Origin of the sequence: Carboxylicivirga marina, from assembly GCF_016612505.1 — a bacterium.
In the GTDB taxonomy this organism is placed as follows: Bacteria; Bacteroidota; Bacteroidia; order Bacteroidales; family Marinilabiliaceae; genus Carboxylicivirga; species Carboxylicivirga marina.
On sequence record NZ_JAENRR010000034.1, the window covers coordinates 1 to 17,264 of the forward strand.

16 protein-coding genes are annotated in these 17,264 nt (G+C 37.9%); 5 read left to right on the top strand and 11 right to left on the bottom strand.

The window, feature by feature from the left end:
• Positions 1–314: 314 nt before the first annotated feature.
• The 7 genes from JIV24_RS13870 to JIV24_RS13900 all read right to left on the bottom strand — a co-directional run bounded on the left by JIV24_RS13870 (position 315) and on the right by JIV24_RS13900 (position 8,614).
• Positions 315–1,181 (bottom strand): NADPH-dependent 7-cyano-7-deazaguanine reductase QueF, encoded by an 867-nt coding sequence (locus JIV24_RS13870; RefSeq protein WP_234445835.1) that lies wholly within the window; start codon positions 1,179–1,181, stop codon positions 315–317.
• Between the two features lie 115 nt (positions 1,182–1,296).
• The gene (locus tag JIV24_RS13875) at positions 1,297–1,647 is read right to left on the bottom strand and encodes a four helix bundle protein (RefSeq protein ID WP_200465654.1); all 351 of its coding nucleotides are present in this window, start codon (positions 1,645–1,647) and stop codon (positions 1,297–1,299) included.
• Between the two features lie 208 nt (positions 1,648–1,855).
• Entirely contained in the window at positions 1,856–2,713 is an 858-nt protein-coding gene (locus JIV24_RS13880; RefSeq protein ID WP_200465655.1) for a 7-carboxy-7-deazaguanine synthase QueE, read from the bottom strand.
• Positions 2,714–2,734: 21 nt separating this feature from the next.
• Positions 2,735–3,400: a 7-cyano-7-deazaguanine synthase QueC gene (queC, locus tag JIV24_RS13885; protein ID WP_200465656.1), complete on the bottom strand. Its 666-nt coding sequence runs from the start codon at positions 3,398–3,400 to the stop codon at positions 2,735–2,737.
• 546 nt (positions 3,401–3,946) lie between these two features.
• Entirely contained in the window at positions 3,947–5,122 is a 1,176-nt protein-coding gene (locus tag JIV24_RS13890; protein WP_200465657.1) for a PP2C family protein-serine/threonine phosphatase, read from the bottom strand.
• 121 nt (positions 5,123–5,243) lie between these two features.
• Positions 5,244–7,688: a TonB-dependent receptor gene (locus tag JIV24_RS13895; protein ID WP_200465658.1), complete on the bottom strand. Its 2,445-nt coding sequence runs from the start codon at positions 7,686–7,688 to the stop codon at positions 5,244–5,246.
• 323 nt (positions 7,689–8,011) lie between these two features.
• Positions 8,012–8,614 (bottom strand): Fic/DOC family protein, encoded by a 603-nt coding sequence (locus tag JIV24_RS13900; RefSeq protein WP_200465659.1) that lies wholly within the window; start codon positions 8,612–8,614, stop codon positions 8,012–8,014.
• A gap of 230 nt (positions 8,615–8,844) precedes the next feature.
• Here JIV24_RS13900 and JIV24_RS13905 point away from each other — a divergent pair, with 230 nt between their 5' ends.
• The 5 genes from JIV24_RS13905 to JIV24_RS13925 all read left to right on the top strand — a co-directional run bounded on the left by JIV24_RS13905 (position 8,845) and on the right by JIV24_RS13925 (position 12,982).
• Entirely contained in the window at positions 8,845–9,798 is a 954-nt protein-coding gene (locus tag JIV24_RS13905) for an NAD(P)-dependent oxidoreductase (protein WP_200465660.1), read from the top strand.
• A gap of 80 nt (positions 9,799–9,878) precedes the next feature.
• Positions 9,879–10,289 carry a secondary thiamine-phosphate synthase enzyme YjbQ gene (locus tag JIV24_RS13910; protein ID WP_200465661.1) on the top strand — a complete coding sequence of 137 codons (411 nt, stop codon included), beginning with the start codon at positions 9,879–9,881 and terminating at the stop codon, positions 10,287–10,289.
• A 110-nt stretch (positions 10,290–10,399) separates the two neighbouring features.
• On the top strand, positions 10,400–12,013 hold the full coding sequence (locus JIV24_RS13915; RefSeq protein WP_200465662.1) for a thiamine pyrophosphate-dependent enzyme: 1,614 nt from the start codon (positions 10,400–10,402) through the stop codon (positions 12,011–12,013).
• A gap of 68 nt (positions 12,014–12,081) precedes the next feature.
• Entirely contained in the window at positions 12,082–12,675 is a 594-nt protein-coding gene (locus JIV24_RS13920) for an indolepyruvate oxidoreductase subunit beta (RefSeq protein ID WP_200465663.1), read from the top strand.
• A gap of 157 nt (positions 12,676–12,832) precedes the next feature.
• Positions 12,833–12,982: a hypothetical protein gene (locus JIV24_RS13925; protein ID WP_200465664.1), complete on the top strand. Its 150-nt coding sequence runs from the start codon at positions 12,833–12,835 to the stop codon at positions 12,980–12,982.
• A 164-nt stretch (positions 12,983–13,146) separates the two neighbouring features.
• Here the strand turns inward: JIV24_RS13925 and JIV24_RS13930 are convergent, their stop codons facing one another.
• The 4 genes from JIV24_RS13930 to JIV24_RS13945 form a co-directional block, all read right to left on the bottom strand.
• Positions 13,147–13,638 (bottom strand): DUF4625 domain-containing protein, encoded by a 492-nt coding sequence (locus JIV24_RS13930; protein ID WP_200465665.1) that lies wholly within the window; start codon positions 13,636–13,638, stop codon positions 13,147–13,149.
• A gap of 93 nt (positions 13,639–13,731) precedes the next feature.
• Positions 13,732–14,139: a DUF4625 domain-containing protein gene (locus JIV24_RS13935; RefSeq protein WP_200465666.1), complete on the bottom strand. Its 408-nt coding sequence runs from the start codon at positions 14,137–14,139 to the stop codon at positions 13,732–13,734.
• Between the two features lie 38 nt (positions 14,140–14,177).
• A complete protein-coding gene (locus JIV24_RS13940) occupies positions 14,178–16,586 on the bottom strand; it encodes a TonB-dependent receptor (RefSeq protein ID WP_200465667.1) in 2,409 nt (802 codons plus the stop codon).
• Between the two features lie 43 nt (positions 16,587–16,629).
• Positions 16,630–16,995 carry a hypothetical protein gene (locus JIV24_RS13945; RefSeq protein WP_200465668.1) on the bottom strand — a complete coding sequence of 122 codons (366 nt, stop codon included), beginning with the start codon at positions 16,993–16,995 and terminating at the stop codon, positions 16,630–16,632.
• Positions 16,996–17,264: the final 269 nt, after the last annotated feature.

The following is a 17,264-nucleotide window of genomic DNA, read 5'->3' on the forward strand; positions in this document are numbered from 1 at the left end:
GGTGTAATTTTATTCACACTCTCGTGAAAAAATTATGATTTTGAAAAAGCGCTTTGGAGAACCTGAGTTGTCACAAAGGATTATATAATTATAGACTATATGCAATCTAATTCAAAAGGATTTAGCATCAGATGTATAAAGAACTAAATTTAATAAGAATATCGGTTGCTAATACGTTATTATAGCATACGCTATCGCACAGTTCCATATAACGATGCGGTTGTATAGCCAAAGATTGGCAAGCGATCAAAGGTGCTATGTTACAAAGCTATGGTACTGAGTTTTTGCGGTAAGAAGCGTTATCGACCATACGCTTACTGCCTTAATAACTTCTCAGATAAAACAGCAGGAGCGCATAGGTGCTTCGGTAGTAAATGCTCATGACTCACCCTGACAGGGCAGATGTCAATCCCTCCGCGGCGTGTGTAAATACAGCTGACAGCCAACTCTTCCGGTTCGAAAATGTCCCATAAGCGCTTGTAAATCATCTCGCATATTTCTTCGTGGAAATGATTCTCATTACGAATGGATATCAGGTATTTGAGTAAGTCACTCGTGTTGGGTAGTGACTCGCTTTTAAGGTGAATAAAGCAGCTTCCCCAATCGGGCTGATTGGTTATTTTGCAATTGCTGCGTAATAGGTGAGAGGCTATTTTTATTTCACCCGAATGGCCTGTTTTGCTTAGTAATTCGGGTGCTTCGTTATAATGCGTGAATTCAATAGTGTCGGTGTTTATTGAATTTTCAAGGACTGTATACTCAGAAAAATCATATGCAGCTGCCTGTTTTTCGTGTTTAAAGAAGCCTATGCGAACATCTGTTTCTAACAGTTTGTGTAAGTCGCTTTTTATCACTTTCAGTACTTCATTCAGGCCTTCTTCGGCAGTATTGCCAAAGCGATGCATGTTGAAAGAATTTAGGTAGAGTTTTAATGATTTGCTTTCGACTATCGAATAATTGGTAGCCGGGTAAACAATCTTTAATAAGCCGGTAACGGGTAAGCCCTTATTACTTAGAAAGCTTAACTCGTAGGCATGCCATACATCGTAGCCAATAAAAGGTAAATCGCTTGCATCGAGCTGATATTGCTCACGATTGAAGTGACGTGGCACAGCCACTAACATTTCCGGTGCATATTGTTGTGGATAATCAACTTGTTTGCCTAAGAATCTATCTTCCAAAATAATGGTGATTTAAATGGTTAATGATGAATTGTTAATGATTAAATGTGAATTGTTAATTATAAGTTGTTAATGATGAAATGTGAATGGTTAATTATAAGTTGTAAATGGTTAATTATCTCAGGTTTGCCTTACTGCTTTTGATGATGGAGGTGATGAGTTTTAGTAGTTCTATGGCATCATGTTCTAGCTTGTTAAAGGCAGTTTCTGAGATGTATTTTGTAGCAATAAGTAATTGCAGCCAATATAGCGTTTCGTTACATTCCTTTTGAGCAATAGCGAATTTATGGATAAAGTCTTTTTTGCTTTCAGCATGTTCAGCTTCACGAATAAGCGCCCCAACTGCCGTTCCGGAACGAATCAATTGTTTTGATATTGCAAATTCTTTCTGCTCTTGTAATTCGCGACATAAATTGACTATCTCAACGGCAAATGCAAAGCTCTTTTCTTTGACAATGTTTTTCATAGTAAATGATTTATCAGAGTTAAGATATTCAAATTAAGAAAAATTAATTTACCGCTAACCGCCAACCATTAATAATTACTCACTAACAATTTATCCCTAACAATTAACCATTCACAATTAATCATTAACCACTAACCTTTAACAATTTATCCCTAACAATTAACCATTTATCATTAGCCATTAACCATTAATAATTACTCATTAACCATTAAACACCTGATTTAGATCCAAACAATTCAATATGAACCCGTGGGCTAAAACGCCAACCATTTTCAATAGCCATTTTCAACACCATTGGTGAAGAGCGTGATATTTCAACTTTTGTTGCCCCAAGTGGCATGAGTAATATGTCACTCGCTTTGCAATTATTTAATTGGCCAATAAAATCAGCTTGAATCTCTTTGTAATCCTCTTTTCGTCCAACTACAAACTTTAACTGAAGCTCTTTGTCGCTAGTATTACATAGGTCAATGTAGGATTGTAGGGCTTCTATGTTTAAGCGTGTTTGATTGTGCTTGCGAAAAACGACACCTTCTTTTAAACCAAACATTGCTAGTTTATCGGCGTTTGGCACCGAGTTGCTTAGTTTTGGTGATATACTGAATAAATCAACCCAGGCAGCCACATCTGCATCATAAATAGAACCATTAGATTCAATAGTGATGTGTACCTGAAGCTGTTCTTTTAACTTTTGACACAACTGGCTGAGTGCTCTTTTTTGTAGCAAAGGTTCTCCACCGGTAATCACCACATGTTTGGTGTTGCCGAGGTTATGCCTAACCCAGTCAACAACTTTGTCAACTTCCAGTTCAATGGTTTCATTGGGTTGGAATGAAGCATAGCGCGTATCGCAGCGCGAATATGTGCCATCTTCCATTTGCCATATGCAACGTAAATTACATCCTGAAAATCGTATAAATAAAGATGGGACACCGGCCAGCTTGCCTTCGCCCTGAATGGTGCCGGGGATTTGCAAACCTGTTTTGGGAGTATCTTCCAATAGCTCGCCATTCCAATCTTTTACAACCGGGAAAACACCTTCTTTAGCTAATATCAACTTCTCCATTTTCAACTACGCTCTTTATGATTATAATGAGGTATCAATTACGCCTGCTTCGGCAAATGCTTTAGCTCTTAACAGGCAACTATCGCACGTGCCACATGGTTTATCACCACCACGATAACAGCTCCATGTTAAACCAAAGTCAACACCCAACTCTTCGCCAAGCTTAATTTCTTCCGCTTTCGTTTTGTTTACAAAAGGTGCGTGAATTTTAATGGGTTGATTCTTTTCAGCACCCATAACTGTTCCAAGGTTAATGGCTTTTTCCATGCCATCGATAAACTCCTGGCGGCAATCGACATAGCCTGAGTAATCAACCTGACTAACACCTATGAAAATGTCCTGAGCACCTATGGCTTCGGCTAATGAGGCAGCAACAGATAGAAATACCATATTTCGTGCAGGTACATAAGTAACCGGGATATCAGTTCGCTCAACATTACCATCTTCAACCTCGAGCTTTGAATCGGTTAACGATGAACCGCCCCATTTGTCAAGTTTTAGGGTGACAATTTGGTGATTAGAAACCTTAACTTTTTTAGCGATTGATTTAGCAGCTTCTAGCTCCCGATTGTGTCTTTGTCCATAATCAAAAGAAATGGCATGTACATCAAAGCCTTGGCTTTGTGCCAAATATAAAGCGACTGCTGAATCTAATCCTCCGGATAATAATACGACTGCTTTTTTCATTAATTAAATGATTTAACAGTTGTTCATCGTATTGAAACAAAATAGGAAGCACGCGAATAAGAAAAACTATCGCGATTAAAAATTGAAAAACGTCTCCTAGTTTTGTTTTACAACAGGATGGTTACGAACTGTTGGTATTAAAATACGGGGCAAAGATACAACAGTTCGTTAGTTTATAGACTGAATGAAGAGATTTTTTTAATGTTTCGAACAATAGCGTCCTAAAAGTTTTTGTTCGTGCCTCGATAGTTCTTTTTGCGAACTGGCCTCAGCAGATGAGTCAAAAAACAAGGTTGAAATGACGCTTAAGAATTGTTTTCTGTTTGAGTTTTTTGGAGGCACGGAAAAAGGCGAGTTTAAAACAATTACAGTCATCAACCGTAGTTTTTTTGAACGAAGCTGATGCAGCCTTGATGTTTTTTCCTTAGTTTTTGACATTATCGGAACGATTGAGAATTGAGTATTCTTAATTGTTTCAGTGGTAAGTCGGGTTTGGGCGGAAAGCCCAATTGATAAAATATTTAGGACAACATTTGTTTCGAAAAGCTACATTCTAATTCCCATTACCAATACATCATCGATCTGGTCATTAATGCCTTTCCACATATCGAAAAACTTATTGAAGATATCGCCTTGTTGTGGCATTGGATATTGGTGGTTGTCAAGTAACAAGTTTCTAAAGCCTTTTTGCATCAGTTTCTTATCATTTGGTCCTCCAAATTGTGATGGGTAGCCGTCAGAATATAAATACACACAATCATTGTCTTGATATGGAATCGTATGATTGGTATATGGTTTGTCCGATTCGCCGATGGATACAGGCATGTGATCGGCCTGAAATATTTGCATTTCCTTATTTCGAACCAATAAAAGATCGTTAAAGGCTCCCGCGAATTCAATCACCTTGTTCGTTTTATCAATGCTGATAATGCTGATGTCCATGCCATCTTTTACCTCGCTACCTTCTTCTTGCTTGAGTGATTCTATAACGATACGACGTAGTTTATTAATGATTTCTGCTGGTTGGGTAATACCATTTTTACCAACAATCTCATGTAGGTATGCCACACCATACATACTCATAAATGCGCCCGGAACACCATGTCCGGTGCAGTCTGCTGCCACAATTATTAGTTTGTTATTAGTTTCTTCCACCCAGTAAAAATCGCCACTTACGATATCACGAGGTCTAAGCATGATAAAATGCTCAGGCATTATTTTGTTTAGGAAATCTTCATGAGGTAAGCTTGCATTTTGTATTTTTTGTGCATACTCAATGCTGTCGGTCAATTTCTTATTTACTGTGCGTATTTTCTGTATTAATCGCTGGTTTTGGTCGCGAGCCATTTTAATTGAAAGCTGTGTTTTAACCCTGGCTTTTAATTCCATGATGTTAAAAGGCTTTGTAATATAATCTATCGCACCAGCTTCAAAACCCTTAAGAATGCTCTCTGAATCATTTTGTCCGGTTATGAAAATGATAGGAATATCTTTCGATAAGTCATTGTTTTTTAATATTCGGCACACTTCATAGCCATTCATGCCCGGCATAACTATGTCAAGCAGTATTAAATCTGGTTTCTCTCGCGAAAATGCAATTTCCATTGCTTCATCACCGTTACTGGCAGTAATAGTATTGTAACGTGCCAGAGCCTCTTTTAAAATCTCCAGATTTACCGCAGAATCATCCACTAATAATATGCTAGGGTCGAGCTGTGTCATTTTTTAAAATTACCAAAAAAATGTTTCTATAGGTTTAATTACGTAGAAAATGTGTTAAGGTTGTCTTTTATTGCCAATCAATCTTTCCATTTGAGAGAATTGAACAAAGAATCAATCATAATTAGAAATACGTGGTGAGTTTAAGGTTAATGCGTCGCGAAGTAAGGTAGTTAGGTACAGCGTATTGTCTGTTATGAATGTCTCTAACCCAATAATAGGAAATTGTGTTGCTGATGTCAAATAGGTTAAAAACTTCGAGCCCTATCCAGCAATCTTTCACGATAGTATTTTTCTTATTAATCCATTTTGTCAGATCTTTTGAAAAGCCAATGTCAACTCTTCTGTAGGCCGGCATTCGGTTTGTAGCCAGATACCTTGGTGATTGTGGCGGACCAAATGGAAGTCCGGTTGCAAATAACAGGTTGAGGTTTACCCTGAAACTGGGGTTGTTAGGGAGGTAATCCTGAAAAAAGAGTGAAAACGAAACACGTTGGTCCGATGGTCGTGGTATGTAACCTGGGTATACAATATTCTCATTTCCTTCTTCGTCGGTTTCGATATAATAATCATCCAGAATATCTTCTTCCGTTTTCATAATTGACAAATTGGCCCAGGACTCAACACCCTTTACAAATTCGCCATGTAGTTTGAAGTCAATACCAGTGGCATATCCTTTTGCATTGTTCTCGCCCGAATAACGAATACGCACATTATCGACCTGATAGGGGTTTAAGTTGGTCATGTGCTTATAATAAGCCTCACTGGTAAATTTAAATTCCCGATTCATCGCTTCAAACAGGTGGTCGATACCCGCAACGAGTTGAATCGATTTTTGCGATTTTATATTTTCATTAATGCTGCCTTCAGGCGTTCGCATTTCACGATATAAAGGACTTTGGTAATAGACGCCTCCTGCCAAACGGTAACGCGTTGTTTTGTTGGTGTTAGGGTAAAATAAGAGGTTAACGCGCGGACTAATTAACAGCTCATTGTTGAAATCCCAGTAATTGGCTCTGATACCTGCGTTTATAAGTATGTAACCGTTTGTGGTATTAAGTTTAAACTCATCTTGTAAATAAGAGGTCAGGCGATTGCTGGAAGTTTTCAAATCGGCATTGTATGAGTATACAAATTTCACTTCTTTATCGGAGTATGGGAGTGAATAACCGGCCGAATCACGCATTTCCCATTCGTTTATATAGTCCTTAAAGTATTCATGCTGATACTTTACTTGCCATGAAAGCAAATGTTTATTAAGCTGATGCTTACCTTGAAATGATACGTTCTGGATAATGCCAAATAAATCATTTCTAGCATGTTCCAGATTGGTTCCAACGCCAATGTTCTGGACGCCATCTTCTTGTGGGTTTGATGTTGTGCCATCTGGATTTTCAATATTTTGCAGCCAATACTGGCCCATAATGTCATACGTTACTTCTTCGTAGGTGCGATAACCCATCGCAGTAATCTTGTATTGGTTGTTGCTGTTGGGCATAAACTTTAATGATACAGCACCTAAGCCAGTCTGAAAAAGGTCTTTTTCCTGTCCTTCAAAATAGATTTTTAACTTCTTAGCTTCGTTAATGGTTCCAAAAGAAGTTTCGCGATCGACTGGTTCAAAACTATAATTGTTTTGAGAATAATAGCCGAGAGCTTCTAATTGCCATTTATCGCTTAAACGATACGTTAAAAATGTTTGAGCATCAAAAAAACTCGGGTTGTAATCGCCGCTAACATCCAGAGTCCCTAATAAATATTGGTTGGTTTTGTAACGAACACCGCTAATAGCTGTAAAGCGTTCATCTTTAGAGCGACCTTCAATATGACCTGAGGCTCCGAGAAAACTAGCACTAACACTTCCCTGAACAGCCTTAGGTTTTTTATATCTTACATCTAATACTGAGGACATTTTATCTCCGTATTGAGCTTCAAAACCACCTGGTGAGAATTTTAATGAAGAAATCAGATTGGGGTTCACAAAACTTAGTCCCTCTTGCTGTCCAGAGCGGATAAGAAAAGGGCGGTAAATTTCAATGTCATTGACATATACGAGGTTTTCATCATAATTACCACCCCGCACTCGATATTGAGAGCTGAGTTCATTATTGGAGGAAACACCCATCTGACTTTTGACCAAGCCTTCAATGTTACCACCCCCTGCATCTGGCAGTCGATCGATTAGTTTGTGGTCTATTTTATTGAATGACTGATCAGTGATTTGTCCTTCAACATCAACTTGGCCCAGACTCTCTTGTTTTTCGCTAAGCTTAAAATGGATGTTCTTAGCTTGCTGTTCATTTTTAACTGTAATAGTGATGGTTTGATAACCAATGGATGAAGCTTGTAATTGAAAAGGTAATGCCTGAGTGGCTGAAAAGGAGAATTGCCCCTTGTTATCACTCACACTACCTGCTCTGCCATCAACAATACTAATGTTGGCAAATGGTATTGCCTGGTTAATACTATCTGTTACAATGCCCTCAATTTTAATCTGATTTTGTGCTAATGTTGAACAACTAAGCAATAAGAATAAGAGAGTATATAATTGATTAAGATTGTTTTTCACGTGTAAGTTGTTTTTCTGTCACTGTCAGCAAAAATGCCAATTAGGGCTTTGTAATGAATTCGTAAAATTAGAAAGAAAAATGTATCTGAAAAATAATGGAATGAAACATAAATCCCCTTGTTAAGTATTAACGAAAACAATTGATTTTTCGTATCTTTATAACACTATGGAGACAAAAATTATTGATACCCATCCTTCCTTAAAAAATAAAGATAAACGATTTGAATTAATGCTTGAGTCCCTGCTTGATTCTTTCCAAATAGAGGGTATTTGTTTCTCGAAGGAAGAATTACTACAAATTGTTAATGTTGTGGAAGCCGAAATTAAAAAATAGCTTCAATTATTTGTGTCATTGGTTTGTAGTTTTGATCGGCCGCAGCCTGAACGGCAATGATGTATTCTTTAAATTGACGTTGAGTAATTTTATAAAAACCCAAAAAATCATAACCTTGTTTAATGGCCATCATATTGGCCAGCACGCGGGCTGCACGCCCATTGGCTTCTCTAAAGGGATGGATAAAAAGTAGTTCGGCATGTACTTTAGCGATATCTCTAATTAAGGCCGCTTTGTCTTTGTAATAATTAGGTAGCTGGGAGAGAATGCTTTGATCGAAATCGTGACTTATTTTAGGTAAAAACTTAGCGGTTGGAAAGAGAAAGCCTCCTTTGGTCATATTTACTGTTCTGAACTGGCCGGCAAAATCATATACTTTATTGAGTGAAAGCTGATGGATACGTTGTATGTATGAGAAATTAAATTTAGTATGTGTTGTTAACTCTTCCAGAAGTTGGTGTTGAGCCTTTAAAAAACCTTCAAATTCGACCTTGTGAATTTCCTTAATACTTGTAATATCCAAGAGGTTTGGCAACACTTCATGTTGTCCATCATCGCCAGGTATTTCATATTTTGAATGTAAATAAGGCATTGAATTAAAGTTTGTAACGAAAAGGATGATCAAATTAGCCCTAAAAAAGCGAATTGGCAAGTTTTAATCATCTATTGGCTTTGCAATAGAATGATTTTATCTTTACGCATCACATAATTAAAAACTAAGTGATGAAAAAAACAAGTAAAATTGATTCAACAGATTAACACCTATTGAAGAATTATAGTTACTTAAGAGTTTTACATGACTATAAAAATATATAGCAAGAGATGAAAAAAGTACTAATCATGTTGGGTGTTCCTCGCCAGCAATTTGAGCATATATTAAAAGGTTGGGAAATTGTATATCCTGTAAGTGGTTCATTTACAGACGAAGAGTTAATTGAAAAAGTATCTGATGTAGATGCCATTGTTACTGTTTACGGTAATAAACTAAGTAATGAGGTAATTGATGCAGCACCAAATCTAAAGATGATCGCCAACTTCGGAGCGGGGTACGATAATATAGACATGGCTTATGTCGGAAAAAGAGGGATTGTTGTCACTAATAGCCCGGATCCTGTTACAGAGCCAACGGCTGAATTAGCCATGGGATTAATGATTTCGGTAGCACGCAGAATGGGAGAGATGAACAATATTCTTAAGAATAAAGAGGAGCTGCAATGGGGGGTAATGCGTAATTTAAGTACAACCCTTGTAGGCAAACAGCTTGGTATAGTCGGAATGGGTGCTATAGGTAAGGCTTTAGCTCGCCGCGCAGTAGCTTCAGGAATGTCAATTGTATATCATAACCGTAATGAAGTAGATGAGCAAACAGCAAATGCGCTAGATGCTAAATACGTTTCCTTAGAAGAGTTATTAAAAACTTCAGACGTGGTATCGCTAAATATGCCACTTACGGCCGATACGAAAGCAATGATTGGTCAAGAGCAATTGCACCAAATGAAATCAACATCTTATTTAATTAATACGGCACGTGGGCCTGTTGTTGATGAAGAGGCATTGATTAAAGCCCTAGAAGAAAACGTGATTGCAGGTGCAGGTTTAGACGTATTCGAAAATGAACCAAATATACCAGATGCTTTAAAAGAGTTACCGAATGTTGTGCTAATGCCGCATTTGGGAACTGCCACGCACGAAACGCGAGGTGAAATGTCAGCCTTGGTTGCTCAAAATATCAAAGCATACTTTGAGGGTATGACACCTCCAAATCAGGTTAACTAATTTGGAGAAGTGCATGACGTTGCTTACGATTTGATACTAAAGAGATGCTAAATTGTTATTGGTCATAAAGTATTGTTATTGTGATTGAACAGGTTGAATTAAGGTTGAGAGAATACTCAAGAGGTTTCCATTTGATAACAAGGGAGGTGGAATCTGCATTATCGAAATTACCTAAAACGGGTTTGTTGAATGTTTTTATTAAACATTCTTCCGCAGGATTAACTTTGAATGAAAATGCGGATTATACGGTGCGCGAAGATTTTGAAACGGTTTTTAATAAGATGGTGCCCGAAAATGATCCTGATTATGAGCATACTCTCGAAGGAGATGATGATATGCCGGCTCATATAAAATCATCTTTGGTAGGAGCATCACTGACTATTCCTATAACAAATGGTCGATTAAATCTGGGTACGTGGCAAGGTATTTACCTATGTGAATTTCGAAATTATGGGGGCTCCAGAAAGCTTGTGCTGACACTTTATTATTAAGAATGGTTTCAAATTGTAACCGTTGATAAATGTCATTATTAAAGGGTTTAGATATTTGTTACTTAGCGAACCGAAGCAAATAAGTAATAATATAAAACCAAATAAGCACAATGCAAAAGTTATTATTGTTAGGAGATGAGGCTATTGCTCAGGGAGCCATCGATGCCGGATTATCAGGCGTTTATGCCTACCCAGGTACGCCCTCGACTGAAATTACTGAGTATATTCAGGATTCAAAGATTGCTAATGAACGTAGGATTCACAGCAAATGGTCGAGTAATGAGAAGACGGCTATGGAATCGGCTTTAGGTATGGCTTATGCCGGTAAGCGTGCCATGACTTGTATGAAACATGTAGGTTTGAACGTTGCTGCTGATGCCTTTATTAATGCCGCTATTACTGGTGTAAATGGTGGATTCGTAGTAGTTGCTGCTGATGACCCATCAATGCACTCAAGCCAGAATGAGCAGGATAGTCGGGTGTATGGTAAGTTTGCCATGATTCCAATTTTGGAGCCTGTAAATCAACAGGAAGCTTACGATATGACATATGCCGCTTTTGAAATGTCAGAAAGGTTCAATGTACCGGTAATGATTCGTATAACCACTCGTTTAGCGCACTCTCGCGCTGGTGTTGTTCGAAAAGAATTATTGGCTGAGAAAGAAGTGAGCCTGCCAAAAGATCCAACGCAGTTTGTGTTGCTTCCATCTATCGCTCGTCGTAATTATAAAAAACTAATTGAGACGCGTCCTGATTTGGAGAAAATCTCAATGGAATCACCATATAATACATATACCGATGCACCTGACCGTTCATTGGGTATTATTGCCTGTGGTATTGCTCACAATTACCTGATGGAGAATTTCCAGGACAGAGAGTTAAATCATCCTGTTTTAAAATTATCACAATACCCAATGCCGCGTAAAGATATTGAACGCATGGTTGAAGAATGTGATAAGATACTGGTATTAGAAGATGGTTATCCGGTTATTGAAGAATTATTGAAAGGCTATCAAGAAGCAGGTACTCCAGTTACTGGTCGTTTAGACGGAACACTGCCACGTGATGGTGAATTAACGCCAAATATTGTAGCCAATTCTTTAGGTTTTCCTTTCGAAGAAGGTGCTGATGTGCCTGACTTAATGGTTGGTCGTCCGCCGGCAATGTGTAAAGGTTGTGGGCATATTGATGCTTACCAGGCGCTTAATATTGCACTTGAAGAACATGGTCCGGGTCGCGTATTTGCTGATATTGGATGTTACACATTAGGTGCATTGCCTCCGTATAATGCAGTAAACTCTTGTGTTGATATGGGTGCTTCAATTACCATGGCTAAAGGTGCTGCTGACGCTGGCTTGCTACCTGCTGTGGCGGTTATTGGTGACTCTACGTTTACCCACTCTGGGATGACAGGCTTATTGGATGCAGTTAACGAAAAAACGCCAATCACGGTTATTCTTTCTGATAATTATACCACTGGTATGACCGGAGGGCAAGATTCACAGGCATTAGGTCATTTAGAACAAATCATAGAAGGACTAGGCGTTGAGCCAGAGCACATTCGTGTATTTAAGCCTACTGCTGCTAATCTTGATGACATGGTCAATATTATTAAAGAAGAATTTGCTTACGAAGGTGTATCGGTAATTATTCCTCGTCGCCAGTGTATTCAAACGCTTCGTAATAAGAGTTTGGTCATGAAAGTTAAAGAGTTAGGATTGTAAAATATTAGTGCTTGGTATTCAGTGCACTGTGCATTGACTTTGGGCACAATTAAAATAAACTTAAACAGATGAAATCAGATATAATTTTAGCAGGAGTTGGCGGACAGGGTATCTTGTCGATTGCTGCAACCATTGGCATGGCAGCTGTTGATAAAGATTTAAATCTTAAACAGGCTGAGGTGCATGGTATGAGTCAGCGCGGTGGTGATGTGCAATCGCACCTACGTGTTAGTAGCAAGCCGATTGCATCAGATCTAATTCCTAAAGGAAAAGCCGATATTATTCTGTCGGTAGAGCCAATGGAATCATTACGTTACCTGCCATATTTGTCGAAAACCGGATGGGTGGTGACCAATACAACGCCGTTTGTCAATATTCCTAATTATCCAGAGATGGATACAGTGATGGCTAAAATTGCTGAGCAGCCTAATCACATTGCTATTGATGCTGATAAAATTGCAGCTGAAGTGGCGACGAAACGTTCTTCTAATATTGTGATGTTAGGTGCAGCTTCTCAATTTATTGATATTGAGTTCGAAGCTTTGGAAGAAGGTTTGCGCAAGATTTTTGAGCGTAAGGGTGATGCAATTGTAGAATCAAATATTAATGCTTTGCGTGCCGGGCGCGCAGCAGCTGAGGAGATTTTAGCAAGTCGAAATTAAGCTCACACAATCAATAATTATAAACTTAAGAACCGGTTGCAGTAATGTAACCGGTTTTTTTATCAAATAGCTTCTTTACTTTTACAAAAATGACAAGATAGACATAAGGGGAAAAACTGGCATAAGTGTCTTTTAATTGCAGTTTTGAGTTCATAACATGGGCTATACAATTAGTACCGAAAAAGACGATTTCAGTTTGTATCTATCGGACGATGGTGTTAATGGGTACTTTGCATCCAATCGTGAAGGAAGTAAAGGCGAAGATGATTTTTATCGCTTTAAGATATTTAACGCCGTGAGTTTTTAAAAGCATCTCAATAATGAATCGGGAATGGAAAGTGTAGAGCCTGAGAGTTGTTTTTCAGGCTCTTTTTTATAATTGTATTTTTTATTGCTTAAAAGATTGTACAGTAGACGATACAATTTCTGTTAATTCCACCAAAGTTTCATGTTGATAAAACAATGTGTCGTTCAACGATGCAGTATTTTAATGCTTAAGCCTTTTTGTGTTGACCAGCCTTCATGGTCTGTCAGACTGATGAAAAAATGATAATCGCCCTCGTCATACAAACCATCATTATTACCACTTGGGATAGTGACTAAGTCGCTGGTTGTATATCTTCTTAAATTGTCAGGAATCGTGTAGTCCTCAGTCAGTATAAAAGGATTTACAGCTTCTTTTACTTCATCAAATTCACATTGCGTTACTTCTGTGCTATGCGAGTGTTGATTAAAGTTATGATGGATATTGACGCTGTACGAGCCCAGCTCAACATTATCCGTGAGCAACATTTTTAACTCAAAAGCTTCACCAAAATACAGTGTTTCACAGTTAATGGGTTTAGCTCCTTCAAAACTTATATCAATAACAGGCTTCTCTGTGTCAATATCTTTGTCAGTTTCGCAAGCATTAAAAACCATACTTAATGCTAATGATACGAGTAAATAAATTTGAATCTTCATAATAATTATTTTAAAAGAAGGCAGCCTAATTGTAGGTAATACAATCAGGCAGCCTCAATACATTTTTTAGTGATTGTGTTCTTCACCATCGCCTTATTCGATGTCAACGTGTTCTTCCATTATTGCTTGATTGCCTTCCATGTCGGTAACGACAAGATGAAAATGGTACTCCCCAGTCATAAATGTTTCCGGAATTTCAACATGCTCATGAAATTCTGCATTTTTTAGTCCTTCATATCCATCAACAAATTCAACTTCTATTTCATTATCAGAACTTTCAGAATGTAGTTCAATAACAATTTTGGCAATCTTTCCTTCTGCTACAATTTCAGCATCAATGTGTAAATCTCCGCCTATATGTGCTTCGTGGCTATTGTCAATGCCAAGTTCATGAAGAACAATTACTGGTTTGGCCGTTGTTTCATCATCTTCACATGCTGTTAAAAATCCGATGCTTGCAATACTTACAAGAAGAAAAAGAGGATTTAAAATAGTTTTCATAAGTGTCATGTTTGAATGTTCTTGTTATTATCTTTTTGCTATATGGCTCCAGAAAATGGTATGGAAATATTGACTATAAAGTTCCGCCCCGCTTCTGGCACATTTATCAAACGGTAAAAACTGGTATGATCTAAGTACTCTCTATTCAATAAGTTTTGTACTTGCATGCTCAGCATTACTTTTTGCCTACCCAACTTTATTTCGCCTCCCATGCCAAGGTTAACCAGTTGGTATCCGGGGGTGACCTCTTCTGGAGGCACAATGTTGTTTTGGGTGGCCGTAAGCCTGTAATCTATTGTTAGGTACGGATTGTCGATAACAGAAATGCGGGTTCTATGGTATTTAAGGTTTATTAGTGCTGAGGCCGGAGGCGAAAATGGAATGGTAAAACCTTCTTTTTTACCAGAAAGTTGCAAAGAGTATACATATTCGGCCATTATGCCTAACTGTAGATGCTTAATTGGTTCATAATGCGCATGAATTTCTCCACCGTACCTGAATACCTCGCTTTGTGTATATTCAAATATTTGGAAGCCGGCACCTTGTTCCCTGTTGTGATAGGGGGTCGGATTCAGATAAATGTAGTTCGGAAAATAGTTAATGAAAGGTGTTGTGCCAATGGCGAATGTCTGATTGGCAAATTCTATTCCGGCATCTAACTGATATGATGTTTCGGGCGAAAGATTTGAATTACCAACTTCATATCTGAAATAGTGATAATTGACACCGTTGGCTCCCAACTCTTTGGCTGTTGGCATTCGATAGCTTTTGCCAACATTAAATTTATACGACCACTTCCCAGGATTGTAATTGTAGCCAACAGACCAGGAAATGTTTGAGTATTGGCGATCCATGTAGTCTGCTCTTTGCAGATACTGCATTGTTGTATCATTACCTTCAACGACTTGTGTTTGATACCAATCGGTATATTCGTTTATTTGGATACGACCATAATCGTAACGAATACCGGCCTGAATCATACTTTTTTTCGAAATAGCATGTTTGGCAATTGCATACCCGCCCATTGTCAATTGTTGGTAGGCAGGCATTAGAAATCCCCTGCCATCTATTTGATTATCCTGAAATTCACTGTTAAACCCTACAATAAGTTGCGTTTTCTCATTTAATGCGTAGAAGGCTTTTGCATTACCCGAGTAGACTTTTTTATCAAATTCACGTTCAATATTCTTGTGAAAATCCAGAGTATCTGGAAAAACCGGAGGCATCCAGCCGTGGCTACCATAACGACTCCATTCTTGCCTGAAGTTATGTTGGTAACCAATATCAAGCATAAGCTTTAATTTATCGAAGGTGTATGAGCTGGTATTTGTCACCTTAAAATGATTGACCTGTTGATAAGGTAATAAGATATCTCTGTTAGATTTATCATGCATCGCGGTATCAACCTGCTGTGGCTCTAAACCATGTGCATTGGCGAAGAAGCCACTTTTAGTATGCACATTACTAACATTGAACCGACTCTTAAATTTATCCTTAATAATGCCAAAGTTTAAATGTAGGTTCTGTTCTTTTCCTGCCGTATTACGTAACTCGTTGTTGTATAATGGTACCTTGTATCCGTATACATCCACATAGTCGGCTGGCACTTTGTAATCGGCATAATCAAGTAATGTTGCTCGTATGCTTCCAAATAAGGTGTTTTTCCGACCGTAAACCATCACTGAGCTACCCAATAAGTTATTATTAGATTTGCCTGTTATATCAACGACCCCACCATACCTGTTATTGATTGGTGTTTTGCGATTTTTAATGTCAATAACTCCACCAATAGCATCGGCTCCATACATCAATGATGAAGGACCTTTTATCACTTCAATGTTTTCAACAGCATACTGGTCAATTTCCAGACCATGATCAGCTCCCCATTGCTGTGCTTCATGCTTGATATTGTTTTCAACCACCACCACACGGTTAAATCCAAGTCCTCTAATAACCGGTTTAGACTGACCAGAGCCAATATCTATTGTTGTAACACCAGGTAACCTTTCCAGGGAATTCATCAAACTCCCGCCAAGGTTTTGCTTCAGGTACTGGTCGTTTACTATTTCTATATTAAGTGATTCTTCTTTTTTGCGTTTTTCAGCATAATTATCGGTAATGGTTACTTCCTGTAAATTAAGGTATGCAACACTAAGTTTTGCTTTGTAAGTCGTATTGCCATTAAGTTTCACTGTTTCTTCATAAGGCTTGTAGCCAATAAACGAAATGTGAATTGTATATTCACCAGCCTGTAAGTTGGTAAAATGAAAATGTCCAACACTATCGGTAATAGTGCCCTTGTTTGAAGGGTGTAAAACAACTGCCACACTTGTTAAAGCCACATTGTTTTCATCAACCACAATGCCTTTAAGGGTATAACTATCTTGACTGTACGATAGCTTGTAAAAAAGAACCATGCACAGTACGAGCATTAGGGATTTGCTCATATATTTTAAATGAGATTATACTTAAAACTGTTAAAAAAATGTTTTAAGATTGTGCAGGTGGTGCACGTGGAGATTTTTCAGAGTTGACTTGTTCAAGATATAAGCAAGCGGTAAGCTCTGTGTTAGAGCTTTCGGATAACTTATTTTTACTATGAGTGTTTTGCGCTGTAGGTAATATGTTTAATGAAAAGTGAAATTCGCAAATAGGACATGTTTCTTCCTTTTCAGAACCATCATTAATGCCCGGCTTTATATTGTATGTTTTTTCTGATTTTTTTGAATGACAGCAGCCAGAATCGCAATGTGAAACAGGCGAATGCTCTTTAATCAAATGCCAGGACTGATAGGCAATTGGAAAAAAGAAAGTTCCAAATAAAAGGATTGCAATATGTTTTTTTAATGCCGGCATTTCTTACTTTGAATCTTTACAATTTCATTCTCTCACTGCAAGTTCATTATTTTAATAGGTGATGCTTAAATGGGCAACAAGTCGTTTTACCTTAATAACATTTCTAAATGCAACAATGTTGCAAATGTACACTAAATGCAACAATGTTGCAATATGAACGTATTAAAATTCTGTTTGAAATAAAAGATGTAGCAATACAGTCTTAAAAGGTGCAGGAATTTGGAGTCTGTAGCAAGGGAATTATATGAGAAACAAGTTATAGGACAGTC

Excerpts from the sequence above, each read along its gene's own strand:
- JIV24_RS13875 (WP_200465654.1), bottom strand. The coding sequence starts at position 1,647 with ATGAAAAACATTGTCAAAGAAAAGAGCTTTGCATTTGCCGTTGAGATA.
- JIV24_RS13880 (WP_200465655.1), bottom strand. The coding sequence starts at position 2,713 with ATGGAGAAGTTGATATTAGCTAAAGAAGGTGTTTTCCCGGTTGTAAAA.
- queC (WP_200465656.1), bottom strand. The coding sequence starts at position 3,400 with ATGAAAAAAGCAGTCGTATTATTATCCGGAGGATTAGATTCAGCAGTC.
- JIV24_RS13890 (WP_200465657.1), bottom strand. The coding sequence starts at position 5,122 with ATGACACAGCTCGACCCTAGCATATTATTAGTGGATGATTCTGCGGTA.
- JIV24_RS13900 (WP_200465659.1), bottom strand. The coding sequence starts at position 8,614 with ATGCCTTATTTACATTCAAAATATGAAATACCTGGCGATGATGGACAA.
- JIV24_RS13905 (WP_200465660.1), top strand. The coding sequence starts at position 8,845 with ATGAAAAAAGTACTAATCATGTTGGGTGTTCCTCGCCAGCAATTTGAG.
- JIV24_RS13915 (WP_200465662.1), top strand. The coding sequence starts at position 10,400 with ATGCAAAAGTTATTATTGTTAGGAGATGAGGCTATTGCTCAGGGAGCC.
- JIV24_RS13920 (WP_200465663.1), top strand. The coding sequence starts at position 12,082 with ATGAAATCAGATATAATTTTAGCAGGAGTTGGCGGACAGGGTATCTTG.
- JIV24_RS13925 (WP_200465664.1), top strand. The coding sequence starts at position 12,833 with ATGGGCTATACAATTAGTACCGAAAAAGACGATTTCAGTTTGTATCTA.
- JIV24_RS13930 (WP_200465665.1), bottom strand. The coding sequence starts at position 13,638 with ATGAAGATTCAAATTTATTTACTCGTATCATTAGCATTAAGTATGGTT.
- JIV24_RS13935 (WP_200465666.1), bottom strand. The coding sequence starts at position 14,139 with ATGAAAACTATTTTAAATCCTCTTTTTCTTCTTGTAAGTATTGCAAGC.
- JIV24_RS13940 (WP_200465667.1), bottom strand. The coding sequence starts at position 16,586 with ATGAGCAAATCCCTAATGCTCGTACTGTGCATGGTTCTTTTTTACAAG.
- JIV24_RS13945 (WP_200465668.1), bottom strand. The coding sequence starts at position 16,995 with ATGCCGGCATTAAAAAAACATATTGCAATCCTTTTATTTGGAACTTTC.